Source organism: Psychrobacter sp. NPDC064578, from assembly GCF_044901245.1.
Taxonomy (GTDB): Bacteria; Pseudomonadota; Gammaproteobacteria; order Pseudomonadales; family Moraxellaceae; genus Psychrobacter; species Psychrobacter cibarius_C.
Window position 1 is genome coordinate 232,734 of record NZ_JBJDPI010000003.1, and the last position, 17,727, is coordinate 250,460.

The 17,727-nt window shown below is 43.0% G+C and carries 17 protein-coding genes; 7 read left to right on the forward strand and 10 right to left on the reverse strand.

Annotation, left to right across the window (positions count from 1 at the left end):
- Nucleotides 1-235: 235 nt before the first annotated feature.
- Entirely contained in the window at nt 236-1,180 is a 945-nt protein-coding gene (locus tag ACI2JM_RS04660) for a D-Ala-D-Ala carboxypeptidase family metallohydrolase (protein WP_404642473.1), read from the forward strand.
- 183 nt (nt 1,181-1,363) lie between these two features.
- Nucleotides 1,364-1,939, forward strand: a complete 576-nt coding sequence (locus ACI2JM_RS04665) for a hypothetical protein (protein ID WP_404642475.1) — start codon at nt 1,364-1,366, stop codon at nt 1,937-1,939.
- Between the two features lie 154 nt (nt 1,940-2,093).
- On the opposite strand, the gene ACI2JM_RS04670 is transcribed toward ACI2JM_RS04665, so the two are convergent.
- From ACI2JM_RS04670 to ACI2JM_RS04680, 3 genes are all read right to left on the reverse strand, one after another.
- The gene (locus tag ACI2JM_RS04670; protein ID WP_404642477.1) at nt 2,094-3,647 is read right to left on the reverse strand and encodes a M16 family metallopeptidase; all 1,554 of its coding nucleotides are present in this window, start codon (nt 3,645-3,647) and stop codon (nt 2,094-2,096) included.
- A gap of 69 nt (nt 3,648-3,716) precedes the next feature.
- Nucleotides 3,717-5,228 (reverse strand): M16 family metallopeptidase, encoded by a 1,512-nt coding sequence (locus tag ACI2JM_RS04675; protein WP_404642479.1) that lies wholly within the window; start codon nt 5,226-5,228, stop codon nt 3,717-3,719.
- Nucleotides 5,229-5,312: 84 nt separating this feature from the next.
- Nucleotides 5,313-5,477, reverse strand: coding sequence for a hypothetical protein (locus ACI2JM_RS04680; protein ID WP_157908393.1), 165 nt, complete (start codon nt 5,475-5,477; stop codon nt 5,313-5,315).
- 866 nt (nt 5,478-6,343) lie between these two features.
- On the opposite strand from ACI2JM_RS04680, the gene ftsY reads away from it, so the two are divergent.
- Both ftsY and ACI2JM_RS04690 read left to right on the forward strand, forming a co-directional pair.
- The gene (gene ftsY / locus ACI2JM_RS04685; protein ID WP_226914676.1) at nt 6,344-7,255 is read left to right on the forward strand and encodes a signal recognition particle-docking protein FtsY; all 912 of its coding nucleotides are present in this window, start codon (nt 6,344-6,346) and stop codon (nt 7,253-7,255) included.
- A 65-nt stretch (nt 7,256-7,320) separates the two neighbouring features.
- Nucleotides 7,321-7,893, forward strand: coding sequence for a methylated-DNA--[protein]-cysteine S-methyltransferase (locus tag ACI2JM_RS04690; RefSeq protein WP_404642481.1), 573 nt, complete (start codon nt 7,321-7,323; stop codon nt 7,891-7,893).
- A 101-nt stretch (nt 7,894-7,994) separates the two neighbouring features.
- Here the strand turns inward: ACI2JM_RS04690 and ACI2JM_RS04695 are convergent, their stop codons facing one another.
- Nucleotides 7,995-8,744, reverse strand: coding sequence for a YebC/PmpR family DNA-binding transcriptional regulator (locus ACI2JM_RS04695; protein WP_045446423.1), 750 nt, complete (start codon nt 8,742-8,744; stop codon nt 7,995-7,997).
- Between the two features lie 400 nt (nt 8,745-9,144).
- Here ACI2JM_RS04695 and ACI2JM_RS04700 point away from each other — a divergent pair, with 400 nt between their 5' ends.
- Entirely contained in the window at nt 9,145-9,975 is an 831-nt protein-coding gene (locus ACI2JM_RS04700; protein ID WP_045446426.1) for an ion transporter, read from the forward strand.
- A gap of 48 nt (nt 9,976-10,023) precedes the next feature.
- Here ACI2JM_RS04700 and ACI2JM_RS04705 read toward each other — a convergent pair whose 3' ends face one another.
- Entirely contained in the window at nt 10,024-11,325 is a 1,302-nt protein-coding gene (locus ACI2JM_RS04705) for an ABC1 kinase family protein (RefSeq protein ID WP_404642484.1), read from the reverse strand.
- A gap of 134 nt (nt 11,326-11,459) precedes the next feature.
- The gene (gene aroQ / locus ACI2JM_RS04710; RefSeq protein WP_404642486.1) at nt 11,460-11,996 is read right to left on the reverse strand and encodes a type II 3-dehydroquinate dehydratase; all 537 of its coding nucleotides are present in this window, start codon (nt 11,994-11,996) and stop codon (nt 11,460-11,462) included.
- Nucleotides 11,997-12,473: 477 nt separating this feature from the next.
- On the opposite strand from aroQ, the gene ACI2JM_RS04715 reads away from it, so the two are divergent.
- On the forward strand, nt 12,474-12,689 hold the full coding sequence (locus ACI2JM_RS04715) for a cold-shock protein (RefSeq protein WP_011513806.1): 216 nt from the start codon (nt 12,474-12,476) through the stop codon (nt 12,687-12,689).
- Nucleotides 12,690-12,966: 277 nt separating this feature from the next.
- Nucleotides 12,967-14,121 (forward strand): DEAD/DEAH box helicase, encoded by a 1,155-nt coding sequence (locus ACI2JM_RS04720; protein ID WP_404642488.1) that lies wholly within the window; start codon nt 12,967-12,969, stop codon nt 14,119-14,121.
- Nucleotides 14,122-14,270: 149 nt separating this feature from the next.
- Here the strand turns inward: ACI2JM_RS04720 and ACI2JM_RS04725 are convergent, their stop codons facing one another.
- The 4 genes from ACI2JM_RS04725 to murB form a co-directional block, all read right to left on the reverse strand.
- A complete protein-coding gene (locus ACI2JM_RS04725; RefSeq protein ID WP_404642490.1) occupies nt 14,271-15,173 on the reverse strand; it encodes a sulfite exporter TauE/SafE family protein in 903 nt (300 codons plus the stop codon).
- Between the two features lie 208 nt (nt 15,174-15,381).
- Nucleotides 15,382-15,678, reverse strand: coding sequence for a cbb3-type cytochrome oxidase assembly protein CcoS (ccoS, locus tag ACI2JM_RS04730; protein ID WP_404642492.1), 297 nt, complete (start codon nt 15,676-15,678; stop codon nt 15,382-15,384).
- Nucleotides 15,679-15,803: 125 nt separating this feature from the next.
- Nucleotides 15,804-16,577: a YdcF family protein gene (locus ACI2JM_RS04735; protein WP_404642494.1), complete on the reverse strand. Its 774-nt coding sequence runs from the start codon at nt 16,575-16,577 to the stop codon at nt 15,804-15,806.
- Nucleotides 16,567-17,673: a UDP-N-acetylmuramate dehydrogenase gene (gene murB, locus ACI2JM_RS04740; RefSeq protein ID WP_404642647.1), complete on the reverse strand. Its 1,107-nt coding sequence runs from the start codon at nt 17,671-17,673 to the stop codon at nt 16,567-16,569. The genes ACI2JM_RS04735 and murB overlap by 11 nt, the downstream gene beginning before the upstream one ends.
- Nucleotides 17,674-17,727 lie beyond the last annotated feature (54 nt).

Below are 17,727 nucleotides of genomic sequence, written 5' to 3' on the forward strand. Positions count from 1 at the left end.
AGAGGGAATTTTCAAATCAGATCAACATTTAAAGGTAATCGCACCGTATCTATATCTATGCAAGTAAAATATCGTAGATAAAGTAACACATAAGAAATAAAGTCACATAATTATAAAAATTATAAGGATAAGTGTTAATTACTAATAACACGCCTCTGATTAGAGGCGATAGTTTAGCTTGCTTGCTGAAAATTTGATAGTATCGATAAAACGTTTTTAGCGGTAGCTTGTTGCAATGAACAATACAAAAAAATATCCTTATAGGCAGATTCACAAGCCTATGCTTGCACTACTCATGTGTGCCAGTAGCATCTCTGTTCATGCCGCTATTATCAGCGACAATAGTGAACGCCGTATCCAAGTACGTCAGGGTAGTAGCAGTAATGCTCACATCAGACCTTCGACGAATACTACAAGCTATAATTCTGGCGTTACCATGCTGAGTGGCGATAGCATGCAAGGATTGATTGCTCAAAAGCAGCGTGATTTTGATTTCGATGACAGTCTGTCTATTGAAGAAAATAAGCGCATGAATGTCAATCGGCGCGCGCCTGCTTATAATACAACTTACAGTAGTAACAGCTACAGCACTGCGAACAATACTTACAATAGTACTTATACTGATTCTATGAGTATGGATTTTAACGCGTGGTTGAATAGCAATAGCTACCGTGCTAGGCAAGTAGCAGATTTTCAACGCTATCTAAATTCGCGGGTAGGCGCACACAATGTACCGCCTATGTCGCAGTTGCTCACAACAGCGCGAAGCTGGAGCAAATGTGGTTATGAGCCTTATCAGTTGCCACCGCAAGAGTTATGGGCAAATATCGTCCCGACATTACGTTTATATGGCGAATTGAAGCATCAAGGAATTCTACCCATCAGTAGTGAAATACGCTCAGTATATCGCAGTCCTGGCCTTAATGGCTGTGCAGGTGGCGCCGATAGTAGCAAGCATATGAATGCCAGTGCTATCGACATCTGGGTACCAGAGTATGAAGATAACTTATGGCGGCTCAGTACGATGCAAGATGGCTTATGCCAGTTTTGGCAATATCAGGGGCAATCTCATAATTTCGGTTTAGGCCTATATGCTACGGGTGCGATACATCTAGACACGGATGGTTATCGTAAATGGGGCTTTAATCATGCCAGCAGCTCATCTTCATGCCGCTATTAAGTCATTTATGATCTATCAAAAAATCAAATAAATATAAGCCAGAGGTAATTAAGTTAGAGTAAAAGCGCTATAATAATACTGATGAAAGGCAGCGCTAAATGATAAATAGTTTAGCATTAAAAAACTATGGTTAATGATCATTTAGTTTATGAAATCACATAGCGTCTATTGTAAGTAGGATTTATGAAGAAGCGGTATTCAATGATGGTGAAAACACATAAGTCTGATAAGCCAAAAAAAGCGTTTTTGCAATCAAATAACACATATATGGCTTTGTTTGGTTCAATCTTGCTATCTCTTTTATTGATCAGTGCTTGTAGCCCAGAAACGTTTTCTGAACAAGGCTCTCTAACGGCAGAAGATTCCGCTACTGATCCTGACAGAAACTTACAGGACGTTGAAGATATTGAAGATAATATTAAGAACTCTTATGCTCGGCTGGCTTCAAAGCGCTCAGATATCTGTCCAAAACTTATACAAGAAGAGATAGGTAGTCAGGTCGTTGAGCGTACTGCAGAAGTGATGGTGAATAATCATTGTGATTATTTCTTATACCCACGCAGTGGTCAGCAGATCTCGGTTAGCATTAACGACAGTCAAATTGAAGCGCTACTGATAGTGCCAGCCCTGCATGACTTCGCCAATGGTGATTATAAAGTAGACTCTTATGACAAGCACGTGATTCGATTGACCTATAATGGTGCAACTTATAAGCCTGAAAATTTCATGTATGACGTGGCAGTGACTATTTCTGGTTAAGAGCATTATTTTTTGTATGGACAACCCACTATCTACTTTTATTACCACTCATAAACAGTGCTACTCATAATTTATTACCACTCATAAAGAGTGCCAATCTATAAAGAAATGCTGGGCAATACTAAATAGTGTTGCCCAGCATTTCTTTGTACGGCTATTTATTGGTCTTTTTATCTTTCCAAGGATCCTCTTGTCCAACGGTGACAATCAGGAAATCATCAGGCTTAAGGGTATCTTGCATGGTTTGATTGACTTCTGATAGCTTTACTTGATCCACACGTTTGACATAATCAGTCAGATAGCTGTTTGGTAATTGATAAAAATTCATCATCCCAAGTAAGCCATTAATTCCCGCATTGCTCGCAAAACCCATCGGAAAGCTGTTTTTAAGATTGTCCGTCGTTAAGCGCATCTCAGTGCTGGTGATACCTTTTTCTAAAGTGTCATTGATAACGGCTAAGCTGGTATCAATGGCCGCGCGCGCCTTGTCATTACGCGTTGAAAAACCGATTTGGTACGGTCCTCGTGCCAGCATGGGATTCATAGAGCCTGATATGCCATAAGTGTAGCCCAAGTTTTGTCTAATCTCAGTCATGAGTCGCGCATTAAAATCACCGCCCGCAAGTACTTCATTACCAACCGCAAAGTTGGTTTGCTTCTGCTGAGACTGGGGATCGGTGGCGCGCTTATCTCCCAATTGTCCCATAAGTACGGTGGTTTGAGTACTTGGAAAAGGGATATGAATGTGCTTGGCTTGGCTCAGTGGTTTTGGTTCAGGCAGCTCAGTTGCAGGCTGACCCTTCGGTAATTTGCTAGTGATATCTTCCGCAAGTTTTTTTGCTTGCTCTAAGGTTAGATTACCAGTGATGGCAACAGAGGCATTTGCTGCGACTAAGTAGCGGTTTTTGAAATCTATTAGCTGTTGCTTTTCGATAGTAGGAACGCTTTCAAGCGTACCCGCTGATGGATGGGCGTAAGGATGCTCGCCATACAATGCTTCGCTAAATGCGATGCTAGCAAGGCTGTTGGGATCTTGTTTTTGCTGCTGTAAGCCAACCAATAATCGTGCTTTATTACGTGCTAGGATGCTGTCGTCAAAAGCGGGTTCGCTGAGCATCTGAGTCATTAAATCAACGGCTGGAAGTAGATGCTTATCATCAGATAAGCTACGTAGCGAGACAATAAACATGTCTTTATAAGCACTACTGTTTAGATTGATGCCCAAGGTTTCGACAGCGCGAGTAAATTCATTTTCGTCTAAGCGTTTAGAGCCTTGCGTCAACATAGTGGCAGTCATATTAGCAATACCAAAACCTGTGTTACTAATACTGCCATCACGGGCGCTACCAGCGTTAAAACGCAAGTCGATATCGACAATCGGTAAGGCTGTTGTTTGTACAAAACGTACGGGAACGCCTGCCTTGGTTTTGAACTGCTGAATCGTTGGGATGGTAACGGTTAACGGTTTATCATCGTCAAGGCTAGTTAGCTTTGATAGTGCGGCAATCGGTGCGCTGGTATCCACTGCCGAAGAGCCACGATATTCTTCAGCACCTGTTGTGTTTGCTTGTGCTGTCATCGTCAACGTTGTTAGACCTAGCAAGATGCCAACACTAAGATGCGACAGTTTTTGCATGGTGGCGGTTGCTGATGGTATTGAGCTGCACGCTTTTTTTCTATTTTGCAACAAATCACTATTTTGAGTCATGGTTTTCTTCTTATAAATAAGGTCTTTATGATTGGCGCTTGTATCGAATAAAGAGCTAACACGGCGCGATTATTTCTCTGTGGCTGTTTGGTTTTTAGGTGGGATGACATGCATCACTGTTAAATTCTCCTTTACCAAATACTTTTTGCTAGCAGCTTGTATGTCAGCAATCGTCACGCTATCGAGTTTGGTGGGCAATTTGGCAAGCAGCGTATCGTCAAGACCGATAGACTGTAACGAGCCAATCATCTGCGCCTGACCTTCCATACTGTCTTGCGCATAGACGAGCCCTGTGACCGTATTGGTTTTGGCACGCTCGATTTCATCGGCGGCGATGGGATCGGTTTTGAGCTTTTCTATTTCAGCCATAATGGCTTGTTGTGCTTGCTCTAAGCTGACACCTTCACGTGGAGTCGCTTGTATCAAAAACAGTCCATCGCCACGATCTAGCAAGTCATATGAAGTGCCCACTGTGGTAAGTAGACCTTGCTCGCGTATCAATCGACTTTCAAGGCGGGCAGAGAGACCACCGTCTAATACATCTTGAGCCAGTGAGAGCGCATAAGCTTGTTTTTCATTAGCTGCACCAGCAGTGACGAGACTGGGTACGTTATAACCCATTAATAATACTGGCACTTGTACGGCTTGCTCGGAGTCGACTTTCTGATAGCCACGGAAGCCTTTTTGACTGACGGCAGGACGTTTAGGTAGATCGCTTGGTGTTAGCTCACCAAAGTAACGTTTGACTTGAGCCAACACCTCTTGCGGTTTAACGTCGCCAACGATGACTAACGTTGCATTGTTTGGTGCGTACCATGTTTTATACCAGTCTTTTAAATCTGTAAGGGTAATGGATTCAAGCTCATCCATCGGACCAATCACGGATTCGCCTTTTGGACTATTCGGGAGCGCCAATAAGCGAAATGACTCATAAGCCTTGGCAAGTGGATTATCATCAGTGCGTTGGCGGCGCTCCTCCATGACCACTTGGTGCTCTTTGGTAAATTCCTGCTCATTAAACAGTAGGTTTTTCATACGATCCGCTTCTAGCTCTAGTGCTAAAGGAAAGCGGTTGGCAGGGAATAGCTCGTAATAGCCCGTATAGTCGTAGCTGGTAAACGCATTATTGACGCCGCCAAATTTAGCAATCAAGCGCTCATAGTCATCGCTCGAAACGTTAGTAGTGCCTTTAAACATCATATGCTCAAGCAAATGCGAGATGCCCCCTTTATCCAGTGGCTCATCTGCTGACCCAACTCGATACCAGATTTGAGTCATTACCACAGGTGCGCGATGGTCTTCTTTTACCACTACCTTTAGACCGTTTTCTAATTGATATTCGTGTCGACCTGACATATCCATGGTCAATGCTGATGAGGGCTGAAAGTCTTGACCTGATTTAGCGGTATTTAGCTCATCTTTACCCAAGGTATTTTGAATGACTGGCTTCTGAGCAGTCGACAATGTGTTGGCGCTGATAGTACTGGTTTGGCAAGCAGCAAGAGTCGTTGCTATTGCTAAGACACAGGCAAGACGTAGAGAGGCGGTAGGTAAGGGCGACGGTGATAAAGGCAGTGGCATGGTATATTCTACTTATATAAAATGGCAACTTGTAAATTGATCAGTGGTTAGATCACTCTCAATACTAGCGATAGATAGCAGGTTTTATAAAGATTTATGTGCCCCAACCATCACACTGGCTGTTGGCTTAAATTCTTGGGTGGTATTACAGCCTGTCGCAGATAGTACAAGTGTCGCTACTAATAAAGCTGCGCTGATGCTGATTGCTTTTTTACCGTACGTTTTGTCAGTATTAGATAGTGATGGCATAGATAATTCCTAAAAATGAGGGTTGAGTGAGCGATAGTGAAGTAATTGGTAAGTTTTGGAATAAGGCTTGTTCTACAATAAACTCTGGTAGAGTAGGCGAAGTTTAGCATGTGTAAGGTCAGATTTTTGTTGCCAAATCTTAAGCGAAACCTTCTAAAGGGATGGTATGACTTGCCAGATTTGCAAAAATTGACGATAGGCTATGATGGTAAGGTCTGAGCACAACTCGAATTATGATAAACTAGGCTAAAAATTGACTGTCGTGGGTCATGATCCATGACAAAAACATGACGATATACCAACCCATTTAAAATAATCAAATAACTGACCGTGATAACTTTTAGGGCAAGCTTATGAATAACTCCAATAATAGCAGTCGTGTAATCATTAATCTCGATGGCAATCTTGATGACCTAGATGACGATGATATTACCTTACCCAGTCTGCCTTCGCAATCTGTGCCCATTATCGATGAGAAAGAAGATGCAGGCTCTATCCAAGCGCCCAATGATCAAAGCATCGAAGATCAGCAAAAAGACAGCACGATAAACAAAGATGTCTCAAGTGCTGATGCGGCACAAAACATTGCTTTGGGTGCGCCAATTGTGAGGACAGAAGAGCAAAGCACGTCTAAAAACGCCTCTGAGAGCTTTATAAGCGCTTCCTCAACTGATAACGATAATAATAAAAATATTAATACTAAGCTTAGCACTATTTCTACTGCCCCAACCATGCCATTACAAGAGCAACTTGGGGATAGCCCAAATGTCAGTCCTGCGAGTAGTGCGGTACAAGCGACCACTCAAGCAGAAATCGAATCTACAGAGCTGCAAGAAAACAAGAAAAAAGGCAGCTGGTTTAACCGCATGAAAACGGGGCTAAGTAAGTCGCGTAAAAATCTTGCCGAAGGTATGGTCAGTATTTTGATCGGTGGCAAAGAGATTGATGATGAGCTATTAGAAGAAGTCGAAGATCAGTTATTGGTCGCCGATATCGGTGTCAACGCGACCAATCGTATTATCAAAAGTCTGACCGAGCAGACAGACCGTGGTGATTTGATTTATGCGCATTCATTATATAAAGCGTTGCAAACTGAATTGGTTGATATTTTAACGCCAAAAGTCGCACCACTCATTATTGATACCAGCAAAAAACCTTTTGTGATTTTAGTCGTGGGTGTTAACGGTGTGGGTAAAACCACGACGATTGGTAAACTTGCCAAGCGCTTACAAGGCGAAGGCAAATCCGTCATGTTGGCGGCTGGTGATACGTTCCGCGCTGCCGCGACTGAACAGCTACAAATTTGGGGTGAGCGTAATAACATTCCAGTCGTCGCCCAAGGTCATGGCTCTGACAGCGCCTCTGTTATCTTTGATGCCATGCAGTCTGCCAAAGCAAAAAATATCGATGTATTAATCGCTGATACTGCTGGACGCTTGCAGAATAAAACCCACCTGATGGCAGAGCTTGAAAAAGTGGTACGCGTCATGCGTAAAGCTGATCCAAGCGCACCGCACGAAGGTATGATTGTGCTTGATGCCGGCACCGGTCAAAATGCGATTAATCAAGTAGAACTCTTTAACAAAGTTGTACCATTAACCGGTATTACCATTACCAAATTAGACGGTACGGCGAAGGGTGGTGTGGTGTTCAATATTGCCGAAACGACGGATGTTCCTATTCGTTATATTGGTGTCGGTGAGTCGATTGATGATTTACGTGCCTTTAGTCCAAAACAATTTGTCGCCGCATTATTTGAGACCGATGATAAAGAGTAGCGCTCGATAGGTTGTCTTAGTCGATGAACGATTTTTGAAAATATTATCATTTGAAAGGAAGTATCATGATAGTCACCACAGCCGCTTTTGGGGCACACCAGCTAACGTTAGTTGCGAGTGTCAATGAGCATAGTCGTCCTAAGCTTGTAGAAGTCAATTGGCTGATAGCAGGTGACTCTTGGCATAGCTCAAAATCTATTCCCAAACTTAAGAAGCACTATGGGCTTGTCGATCAGAGCTTTACGTTTATCAATGAGGATAGCCTAAGCGAAAATGAGCCTGCCCAAGCGCTACTCATAGAGACTATAGCGCAATTAAAATCGTATTTTAAAGGTGATCGTCAGGCATTCGATTTGCCATTAGATATCAGCTTAGGAACCAAGTTTCAGCAACGAGTTTGGCAAGCGTTACAAGATATTGGCTATGGCGAAACTATAAGCTATGCGACACTGGCACAAAATGTCGCTAGTCCCAAAGGGTTTCGCGCGGTTGCTAATGCTAACAGTAAAAACCCTTTTAGCATTATCGTTCCGTGTCATCGTGTCATTGCTAGCGATGGTAAGCTGGGAGGGTATACAGGCGGGCTAGATAAAAAAGAGTACCTGCTAGCGCTCGAAGGTGTCACTTGCAAAACCTAGTAGGAGCGAAGCGTTCGTCAGATATTACTAAACAAAAAAAGCCAAACATTTAAAACGTTTGGCTTTTTGATGTGTGAGACATAAAGGGTTGCTGGATAAAACTATTGCTCAAGTTGGGTCATTACGTCAGCAGAAAAGTTCACATTACTATAAACCTCTTGCACATCATCGATATCTTCTAACATATCAATCATTTTCATGACTTTTAGCGCATCATCGACATTGTCTATTTCAGCACTGGTAGACGGTGCCATGGTCACTTCAGCATTGTCGGAGACCAAACCTGCAGCATTAAGCGCATCTTTAACATGACCGAAATTTTCCCATTCAGTGATGACGAGCAAGCTTTCACCATCATTCTCGATATCAAGCGCGCCTGCATCTAATGCCACTAGCATGACTTCATCTTCTAGGCTTGTGTCATTAAAGATGATTTCACCGCGCTTATTAAATAGGTAAGCCACCGAGCCAGTAGTACCCAGATTGCCTTCATTTTTGGTAAAGGCGTGGCGTACTTCACTGACTGTTCGGTTAAGATTGTCAGTCAAAGTTTCGACAAGTACTGCGACGCCGCCGATGCCATAGCCTTCATAGCTTACTTCGTCCATATTGTCATTGTCATCACCGCCTGTACCACGAGCTACTGCACGGTTGATGGTGTCTCGCGTCATGTTGACAGATAGGGCTTTTTCAATGACAGCACGTAGGCGCGGATTCTTGTTAGGGTCAGGATCACCTTGCTTGGCAGCAGAGACAATTTCACGAATAATTTTAGTGAATACTTTACCTTTTACCGCATCCTGACGGGCTTTACGGTGTTTAATATTTGCCCATTTTGAATGGCCTGCCATATAACATCCTTAAGTTTTGCGTATTATTTATTGTGCTTAAAACAGGTTTTAATAACAATCTTTTACTATGAGTGTGTCATGAATGAGCGTATTTATACATTTTAAGATTTTTCAATCTGCATGATGACACACATCAGATCACCTGTTTCTATGATATAGCTTACGCTATCTCTTTGAAGTAACAGAGCTACCGACACGTTAACGATTTGTATTTTGTTGAGAGTGCTTTTTTGCTACACTGTGGCAACTTAGTGATTGTATTCACACGTGACCTGTGAGCAATATTATAAACCAATTTTATCTATTTTGACTAACTTGGCCTTATCCAGCGTATTTTAAATCATTGGTTGCCATCAAGCCATTAATTTTATATCGCTACTGACTCGATACTACTGACTATATGAAGCAACCGACGGCTGAAGCCATTACCCACCTGCGTAATCGCATTCATATTATTATTGAAGGCACAGATACCCGTTTGGGTAAACTTTTTGATATTGTATTATTGATTGCGATTTTGACCAGTGTGGCTGTGGTCATGCTGGACAGTGTGCTATACATGCGCCTGCAATATGGCACTATATTCTTCTATGCTGAATGGTTTTTTACCATTTTATTCACGATAGAGTATGCGCTCAGGTTGTTTTCAGCACCCAACCGCGTGCGTTACGTCTTTAGTTTTTTTGGGGTAGTCGATTTATTGTCTGTGCTGCCAAGTTACCTAAGCCTCATGTTTGTAGGGGTACAGTATCTATTAGTGATACGGGTTTTGCGTATTTTACGTGTGTTTCGCGTACTCAAGCTCAAAGCTTATATGCAGCAAGCGGGATTTTTGGCCTCGGCGCTTAAAACCAGTCAGCAAAAAATCACGGTATTCTTTTTGTCGCTGGTATTATTGGTCACGATTTTCGGCTCGATTATTTACGTGGTAGAAGGCCCTGAAAATGGCTTTACCAGTATTCCGCTGTCTATCTACTGGGCAGTCGTCACCATGACCACGGTCGGTTACGGTGATATGTCACCTAAAACGCCGTTAGGTCAGGCGATTGCGAGCATGGTCATGATTACGGGTTATTCGATCATTGCAGTGCCAACGGGGATTTTTACTTCTGAGCTGGCACGTAATATGCGTCCGCAACTCAATCCCGTCACCTGTCCTAATTGTGGCAAATTCGGTCATGCCATTGCAGCAGAATTCTGTGATCGTTGTGGACACGCTTTGCATATTTAGTAGTGTTTGTGCGTTGTCTGCTTTCTTAACACTCTATATTTTATATCGTTATACATCAATGTATTCACTAACGAGTGGTGATAAGTCAATATCAACACCGAGGTTGACCAAGTTCCAGTATTGTCCTGACACTGTGCGATCTAGCATCATGGTGGTTGCAGAAGGTTGGAATTGACCAAAGTACTTCAATGACGTCCGCATTTGAGCAATGACTTCGTGGTGAACCTGACTTTGAGCAAAATCAAAATCGCCTTGTTGATAAGGTTGAATAGACAGAGGCTTTAGCCCAATGGATAGCCATTTCTCATAAAACTCTCCGGGGATATTTTTATCGTCATCACGGCGAATATCAAGAGCGATGAGGTCCTGCTCAAGGGCAGTCACATCTCCTTTAATGGCATGCTTAGCAAAACGGCGGAACAATTGAACTTCGCTGTCACTATAGCTACGAATGCCGCCAAAATCATAAGCCACCACACTGCCGTCTTTGCGAAAGGCAAAGTTGCCGGGATGTGGGTCACAGTGCATACGGTATAAGCCAAATAGTTGTCCTGCGGTAAAGTGGAACAGGCGCTTGGCTATGTGTTGTTTGATGTCATTGTCCCAAGTCGCCGCGATGGTTAGGGTTTCTCCCATCTCTTCTGTTAGGGTTAAAACCCGTTTAGAAGAGTGGCTGCTAATGACTTTAGGAATAATAAGACCTTTGTCTTCTGCATGAAATGCGCCAAACACTCGTAAGTTATGCGCTTCTTTAATATAGTCCAATTCATCATGTAAACTTTGGCGAATCTCGTTGAATAGTTGCTCTTGCAATTGTTTGCTCATATTGAGCACACCCGCGATTTTCAGTGCCATGCGTACTTGTTTGAGGTCACTGTCACAGTTTTCATCGACATCAGGATATTGAACTTTAACCACCACTTTTTGACCAGATGGCAAAACGGCTTTATGCACTTGACCGATGGAAGCCGCCGCAAACGGTGTTTCTTCAAATTCGCTAAATAATTCTGCCACAGGCGCTTTAAGCTCGCGCTCGATTTGTGCACGTATCTGCGCATACGGCATGGGCGGCGCATCTTTTTGCAGCTTTTCTAACGCTGTCGCAACTTCTGGTGGGAACACGTCTTTATATTGCGAGGCAATTTGCCCGACTTTCATCACCGCGCCTTTCATTTCACCCAACGTTTCGGCTATCTGAATGCCCACATCTTGCATCAGCTCTGAGCGTGCTTGCAAACGTTTTTCTTCGTCACTTGAGAGGTGCTTAAATGAGTTTTTAGCTGCTTTGCCGGCAATGCTTGCTGTCATGCCAGCCAATTTCATAAAGCGCTTTCCAGACGATTTTGCCATTCATATCACCATATAGTGGGTTGTTTGCTCAGCCATAATTTTAGTATTTTAGTCAAACAATTGCTGTTTAACTCGTGTGCTATTGATAAAGTATAGTTATACAATTCATGATTTTTGGTTATCAAAATTGAGCATTAATCGCTGATTGTGACAGAGTAGAGGCTATCAAGCCAGTAGGACAATGCCATTTGATAACCCAGATGCCCCAAACCACAAATAACACCGACGGCGACATCGCTTAGATAAGAATGATGGCGAAAAGGCTCGCGCGCATGCACATTGGATAAGTGTACCTCTATAAACGGTTTTTGTGTGGCCAAGAGCGCATCACGTAACGCAACCGAGGTATGAGTAAAGGCGGCGGGGTTAATGATAATGGCATCTACTTGCAGGGCGGTATCCGCTAAAAGTCCATGATATTGGATGTCATCTATCAGTTTACCTTCATGATTGGATTGTATACATATCAATTCAATACCGTGCTGAGCTGCACGTGCGATCAGAGGTTCCTCGATATCTGCTAGTGTCGTATGACCATAAATCTCAGGTTCGCGCTTACCCAGTAAATTCAAATTGACCCCATTAACGAGCAATAACTTATGAGTGAGTGTTTTATCGGCATTTTGCTTCGAAGGCGTGACGGTTGGTATAGACTGAGAAGGAGAGGTCATAATGGTCTCTATAACGATGAAACGAGGTTGAGGATTTATTATTTGTTATAAGATTTAGATACTGTATAAGCATGAAATGGCATAAGCGTAAAATTGCACAGTTTAATCAAACCTTTCTCTTTATGATAACAGCTTGATGACGAGGTTATAAAAAAATTACATGAAAAATAAAGCTAAAGCCAAAAAATCATGTTAAAAGTCTTTATGTTGCTAAAAACCCGTGCTATGATATTTTTTATGCAATAATTATTGCAAGTTTGTTGCTACTGCCGAAGTAGAGCAATCAGTAAGACGGTCGTTATGTTTGTAAATACTCACTATGTTGCCACATACCGTTATTTGCTATAGATGCGATATGTAGATAACAGAAGTGAGGATAGTACTCTTAAGTTTTTGATTTCATCATCTTAGATCCCGTTTATATGCAATGTTGCAAAGGAATTTGGGGCTAAGCGGACTTTTTTAGGAAGCAATATTATGTCAGCTCGTGAGCAAGGTATCGTTAAGTGGTTTAATGACTCAAAAGGCTTTGGCTTCATTCAACGTGACAGCGGAGAAGATATTTTTGTCCATTTCCGCGCGATTCAAGGTGATGGCTATCGTTCTCTAAAAGATGGCGAAAAGGTCGAATTCAGTGTGGTAGAAGGTGATAAAGGTCTTCAAGCTGAAGAAGTCAGAAAAGTAGAAGAGTAATCTATCCAGTCATTAGAGCGGTTTAGCTATAATGTCTGTAGACACTACTGATATACTACTGAGTCAAGCCCGTTTTATCTTACCCATGTTGAGTCAAAATTAGCATGTTTGGTGGGATTAGGCGTTAGGCTTGGCTTTTTTTATGCCCGTATCTCAGTCAGATATATATATATTTCATATTGTTGTTGCTGCTTAATTTAGATAGCAATATAACGGGTTATCATGAGCCTACTTATTATTAGTAATGAACAAGTGATTAATTTAAAAGGATATTTTTTTGAGTAATTTTACCACGTTTACTGATTTGCCACTTTCAGCACCGACCTTACGTGCCGTAAGCGATCTAGGTTTTACTTCATTGACGCCCATTCAAGCACAAATATTACCGCATACGTTGGCAAATCAAGATGCTATTGGACAGGCGCAGACGGGTACTGGCAAGACGGCAACCTTTCTATTGACCATTATGGAAGCCTTGCTTAAACGTCCTTTTACCAATGATGAAGAGCGTTATTTGGGTGAGCCACGTGCCGTTGTTATGGCGCCCACTCGCGAGCTTGCTCAGCAAATATTTGATGATTGTATCGCTTTGACCAAATATACTTCGCTACACAGTGTTTGTATCATGGGCGGCACCAATTATGAGACTCAGCAGCATGAGCTTGAGCGTCAATATGTCGATATTTTAGTAGCGACACCTGGTCGTCTAATTGATCTTGCCAATAAAGGCATGGTCTATTTAGATCGAGTGGAAGTACTGGTGTTAGATGAAGCAGATCGCATGCTAGATATGGGTTTTATCCCTGACATCAAGCGTTTGGTCGGTCGGATGCCAGCCAATACAGACCGTCAAAGCTTACTGTTTTCTGCCACCTTTAATCAGGATGTGATGAATCTAGCCTATCGCTGGTTGCATGAGCCGCAGTTTGTTGAAATCGAGCCAGAACATAAAACCAGTGAGTTGGTCGATCAGCACTTTTACTTACTGACAGAAGATCAAAAATTAGAAGCGTTGCAGCGTATCATCAGTGATACGGGAGTGGATAAAGTGATTGTCTTTGCCAATCGTAAAGACCAAGTCAAGCGTCTCTATCATAAGCTGCGTCAAGCGCATAAAATTGTGATGTTGTCAGGCGATGTCATTCAACAAAAACGCGAAAAGTATTTACAGCGTTTTAAAGATGGTCATGCTTCTATCTTGGTGGCAACTGATGTCGCAGGACGCGGTATCCATGTCGATGATGTTAGCCACGTGGTTAATTATACCTTACCTGATCAGCCAGATGATTACGTGCATCGTATTGGCCGTACGGGTCGTGCTGGACAAACAGGCATCAGCATTAGTTTTGTGAGTGAAGATGATGCTTTTAATATACCAGCGCTAGAGAAGCATCTAGATACTAAGTTTACCCTTGAGCAGTGGCAAGAGTAGTGATTTATAAGCCGTCAGTTCTACTATAGTGTACAGCTGTCGGAATCATAAAAGCCCTCAACGTCATGATTGATGTTAAGGGCTTTTTTATATGGCAGATTTCGATGTTAAATGATTTTATATTTTAACAATATCTATTATCGATGATTCTATTGAGCTTGTTCCATCATTTCAGAATGTTCATCGTGGTTCGTGTTGATCGCGCCGTCACTCATATCATGCATACTATGATCCATAACTTGGGGAGTTGTGCTGTTATCAGTTGGCATCATATGATGGCTGCTGTGATCCATATTTGTATCCACCGGCATATCCATCATTTCTGAATCGCTCATTTGCATATGATCGCCTTGCATATTGGACATATCATGCCCACCATGCATGCTAGACATTGCTATAGGGACAAACACAACGGCTAAGCCAGATAATACCATGACAGCGCCATTAAGCTGTCTCAAGCGAAAACGTCCAATCTTGTCACGTAACCAACCAACGGTTTCGTGCGTGGCGACTAGCATCGGTACGGTTCCTAAGCCAAACACAAACATGAGTGCAGCACCGCTTAGTGGATTGTGAGCGACCACTGCAAGTAATAATGCACCATAAACTAATCCGCAAGGCAAAAATCCCCAAAGCAGTCCAGCCGTTAATGCTCGCGGAAAGGTATTGAGTGGAAATACTTTTTGACGAAGTGGGCTGAGATATTGCCAAAATCGCATACCAAAACGCTCAAGATTTTTTAAAAATGGTGCGCCAAGCATGGTCACGCCAACGAATACTAACACCAAGCCTAGCAAGATACGTGGCGTACTGTTACCTTTCATTAAGGGCTCTAGTACAGTGGTGCCAATCAATCCTGCTATCAAACCCAAAAATGCGTAACTGGTCAAACGACCTAAATGGTAAGTTGCCACAAGAGCACGGCGTTTGGTAGGGCTGACGTCTTTCATCGATAGCCCAAATGCTGTCACCAGACCGCCACACATGCCTAAGCAATGCGGTGAACCAAAAAATCCCATCAGTAGTGCCGCAACAAGTAAAGCGGTGGTCATGGAGCGATTCTCCTAAAACATGAAAAGCAAACCTACGCATACAATCGGCATTTAACCAACACTTAACAGTAGGTTGCGCAGATAGTACAAGCCTTGATAAGTGGTTATGGCGTCCACCTCGTTCAATGTACTAAGTCGTACTATTTGCGCTCGGTTGCCATATATTCACACTTTCAATAGCTTCTACTATAGATAAGGTGGCTCAATGCTAGATTTTTGGATGTTTATCAAGGTCAGCATGATCAATTGACTCTATATCAGGATGGCTCACCTTATCATCAGCGATTATGTTAGTCGCTGTGGTATCGTCATTTTGCGAAATAGGCGCTGAGTAATCATGAGCCTGTATGGTTTGCCGTCGCTCTTGGCGATCATCCAATATGATGCGCTGTGATGCATTGTCCAAATCTTCAAACTGGTTTGATTTGACAGCATAGCGTACTGCCCAAATGGCAACCACAAACAGCATGAGACTTAATGGAATTAACAAAAATATACTGAGCATGGTAACTCTCTTAAATAGCATTTTCTTTTATTATTATACACTCATCACAAGTATAGTGGATGATCGGTAGTGATTAGGATGAGTTATCAAAAGATATTGAACTGGCTACCTGCTTGTATTGAACTTTATTCGTCAGGGTTTTTTGCTGCGTTACCTCTAGGGGTTAACAGCTGCTGTGAGGTCACGTCGTTGGCATGACGACAATTCATTTGAGGACGTATCACATCGCGTAAATAAGCGGCAACTTCATAAACAGCGCGTCGAGAATGACTTAAGTTTTGCGCAGGTTTCATCCAGTCACGACTCACTGGTAAAGGGGCACTAAGTGGTGTGCTATTGATACCGTTTAAGGCAAACTGTCTACGAGCACGTGCCATATGGTAGCTGTCAGTAATGAGATACACATGACGCAGTGGAATACGTTTGGCGGTAAAACGCGCATTTTCGCAGGTATTCATACTGGCATTTTCACTTATCAGCCCATCAATACCATGCTCAATGAGCCATTGACCGAGCCACGGCGCTTCAGCACCGCTTAGTACAATAGGTAGGGGTAAGTCGTGATAAGCGCTGGCAGCGGTACGGGCACGGTTGAGGCTGTAGCTATTAAGAATAATCTGATTGTCATGATCATTGGTTAGTCCGCCGCCTAAAACCACATAAGCGGTAGGCGGTGAACTCAAGGCAGCAGAGGATAGGCTAGGCAATGGCAAAAGCGTAAATAGATAAACAATCGCTTGGGAGAACAGCGGCGTGAATAGGCTGATGAGTACTAAAATAACAGTCGTTGAACCAAGTAAAAAGGTAATATTAATAATACGAAATAGCTTTATCATACGCTCAGCTGAACGCAGGTAATAACGCCATAGTCGCTTAGATAATAGCCGCTTAGACCACATGCTCATCATACCCAATAGAGCCGTCAGTATTTACCCAAACTGGCTCACGCGCTAACTGAATCGCAAATTTTTCATAAACCGTATCGACGATATGTCGTTGGGCATCTGCTACATCATCTTGAGTGGCGTGATAAGGGGCATGATTGGTCAGCACCAAGGCTTGCTGCTGATGGGTGACAATCGGTGCAATACCACCACCTTTCAAGCCTGTCTGTTCAATCAACCAGCCTGCCGCAACCTTTACCATGGCATCAGGCATAGCGTAGCCGACGATAGTAGGGTAGGTCGATTGTAAAGCAATAAAGTGCGATTGAGGAATAATGGGGTTTTGAAAAAAGCTACCACAATTTGGTAGTTGCTTGGGATTAGGGAGTTTCTGTTGGCGAATATCAATAATTGCTTGCATGATATCCGCAGGCACTGGCTGCGTACGATCGTCTTGCTCGGCATAGCGTTGTGCAACGGTTTGCACATCACCATAGCTGGCTAGGATTTTGGTTGCATCGGTATGTAATCTGAATCCAACACAGCTGATTAACCAAGTATTAGGCGCACGTTTAAAAATGCTGTCACGATAGCCAAACTCGCAGTCGGCGGCTGTGAGATGATGCCAAGTTTGAGTGGGTAAGTGATAGGCTCGTACATACTGTAAGCAGTCTTCTAGTTGGACGCCATAGGCACCGATATTTTGTACGGGTGCAGCGCCAGTTAGCCCTGGGATTAGTGCCAGATTTTCTAGCCCATACCACCCTTGACTGACCGTATATACCACCAAGTCATGCCAGTTTTCACCTGCCATTACTGCGATATCGACGTGGCTATCTGTCTGAGCGGTTAGGCTGATACCGCGCATTTGGGGCTGCAATACGATAGCATTCAGATGCGCTGGCAATAACACATTACTACCGCCAGACAACACAAATAATGGCTTGTTTTGTGCTATGTCTTTTGTATAATTTGCCATAAAATCGTCAAGCTGTGCTTCAGCCGTCAGTGTCACGACAGTATCCGCAACACAGGCTAAGGCCATGGTATTACCATGTGACAAATCGACTAATTCACGGGTCAATAAGCTCGCTGGCAAATCAGTGGTCATGGCAAATTGAGTGCTAGAATCCAAGCGTGAAACTGAGGTCATAACATAGCCCAT

Excerpts from the sequence above, each read along its gene's own strand:
- ACI2JM_RS04660 (WP_404642473.1), top strand. The coding sequence starts at position 236 with ATGAACAATACAAAAAAATATCCTTATAGGCAGATTCACAAGCCTATG.
- ACI2JM_RS04665 (WP_404642475.1), top strand. The coding sequence starts at position 1,364 with ATGAAGAAGCGGTATTCAATGATGGTGAAAACACATAAGTCTGATAAG.
- ACI2JM_RS04670 (WP_404642477.1), bottom strand. The coding sequence starts at position 3,647 with ATGACTCAAAATAGTGATTTGTTGCAAAATAGAAAAAAAGCGTGCAGC.
- ACI2JM_RS04675 (WP_404642479.1), bottom strand. The coding sequence starts at position 5,228 with ATGCCACTGCCTTTATCACCGTCGCCCTTACCTACCGCCTCTCTACGT.
- ACI2JM_RS04680 (WP_157908393.1), bottom strand. The coding sequence starts at position 5,477 with ATGCCATCACTATCTAATACTGACAAAACGTACGGTAAAAAAGCAATC.
- ftsY (WP_226914676.1), top strand. The coding sequence starts at position 6,344 with ATGAAAACGGGGCTAAGTAAGTCGCGTAAAAATCTTGCCGAAGGTATG.
- ACI2JM_RS04690 (WP_404642481.1), top strand. The coding sequence starts at position 7,321 with ATGATAGTCACCACAGCCGCTTTTGGGGCACACCAGCTAACGTTAGTT.
- ACI2JM_RS04695 (WP_045446423.1), bottom strand. The coding sequence starts at position 8,744 with ATGGCAGGCCATTCAAAATGGGCAAATATTAAACACCGTAAAGCCCGT.
- ACI2JM_RS04700 (WP_045446426.1), top strand. The coding sequence starts at position 9,145 with ATGAAGCAACCGACGGCTGAAGCCATTACCCACCTGCGTAATCGCATT.
- ACI2JM_RS04705 (WP_404642484.1), bottom strand. The coding sequence starts at position 11,325 with ATGGCAAAATCGTCTGGAAAGCGCTTTATGAAATTGGCTGGCATGACA.
- aroQ (WP_404642486.1), bottom strand. The coding sequence starts at position 11,996 with ATGACCTCTCCTTCTCAGTCTATACCAACCGTCACGCCTTCGAAGCAA.
- ACI2JM_RS04715 (WP_011513806.1), top strand. The coding sequence starts at position 12,474 with ATGTCAGCTCGTGAGCAAGGTATCGTTAAGTGGTTTAATGACTCAAAA.
- ACI2JM_RS04725 (WP_404642490.1), bottom strand. The coding sequence starts at position 15,173 with ATGACCACCGCTTTACTTGTTGCGGCACTACTGATGGGATTTTTTGGT.
- ccoS (WP_404642492.1), bottom strand. The coding sequence starts at position 15,678 with ATGCTCAGTATATTTTTGTTAATTCCATTAAGTCTCATGCTGTTTGTG.
- ACI2JM_RS04735 (WP_404642494.1), bottom strand. The coding sequence starts at position 16,577 with ATGTGGTCTAAGCGGCTATTATCTAAGCGACTATGGCGTTATTACCTG.
- murB (WP_404642647.1), bottom strand. The coding sequence starts at position 17,673 with ATGACCACTGATTTGCCAGCGAGCTTATTGACCCGTGAATTAGTCGAT.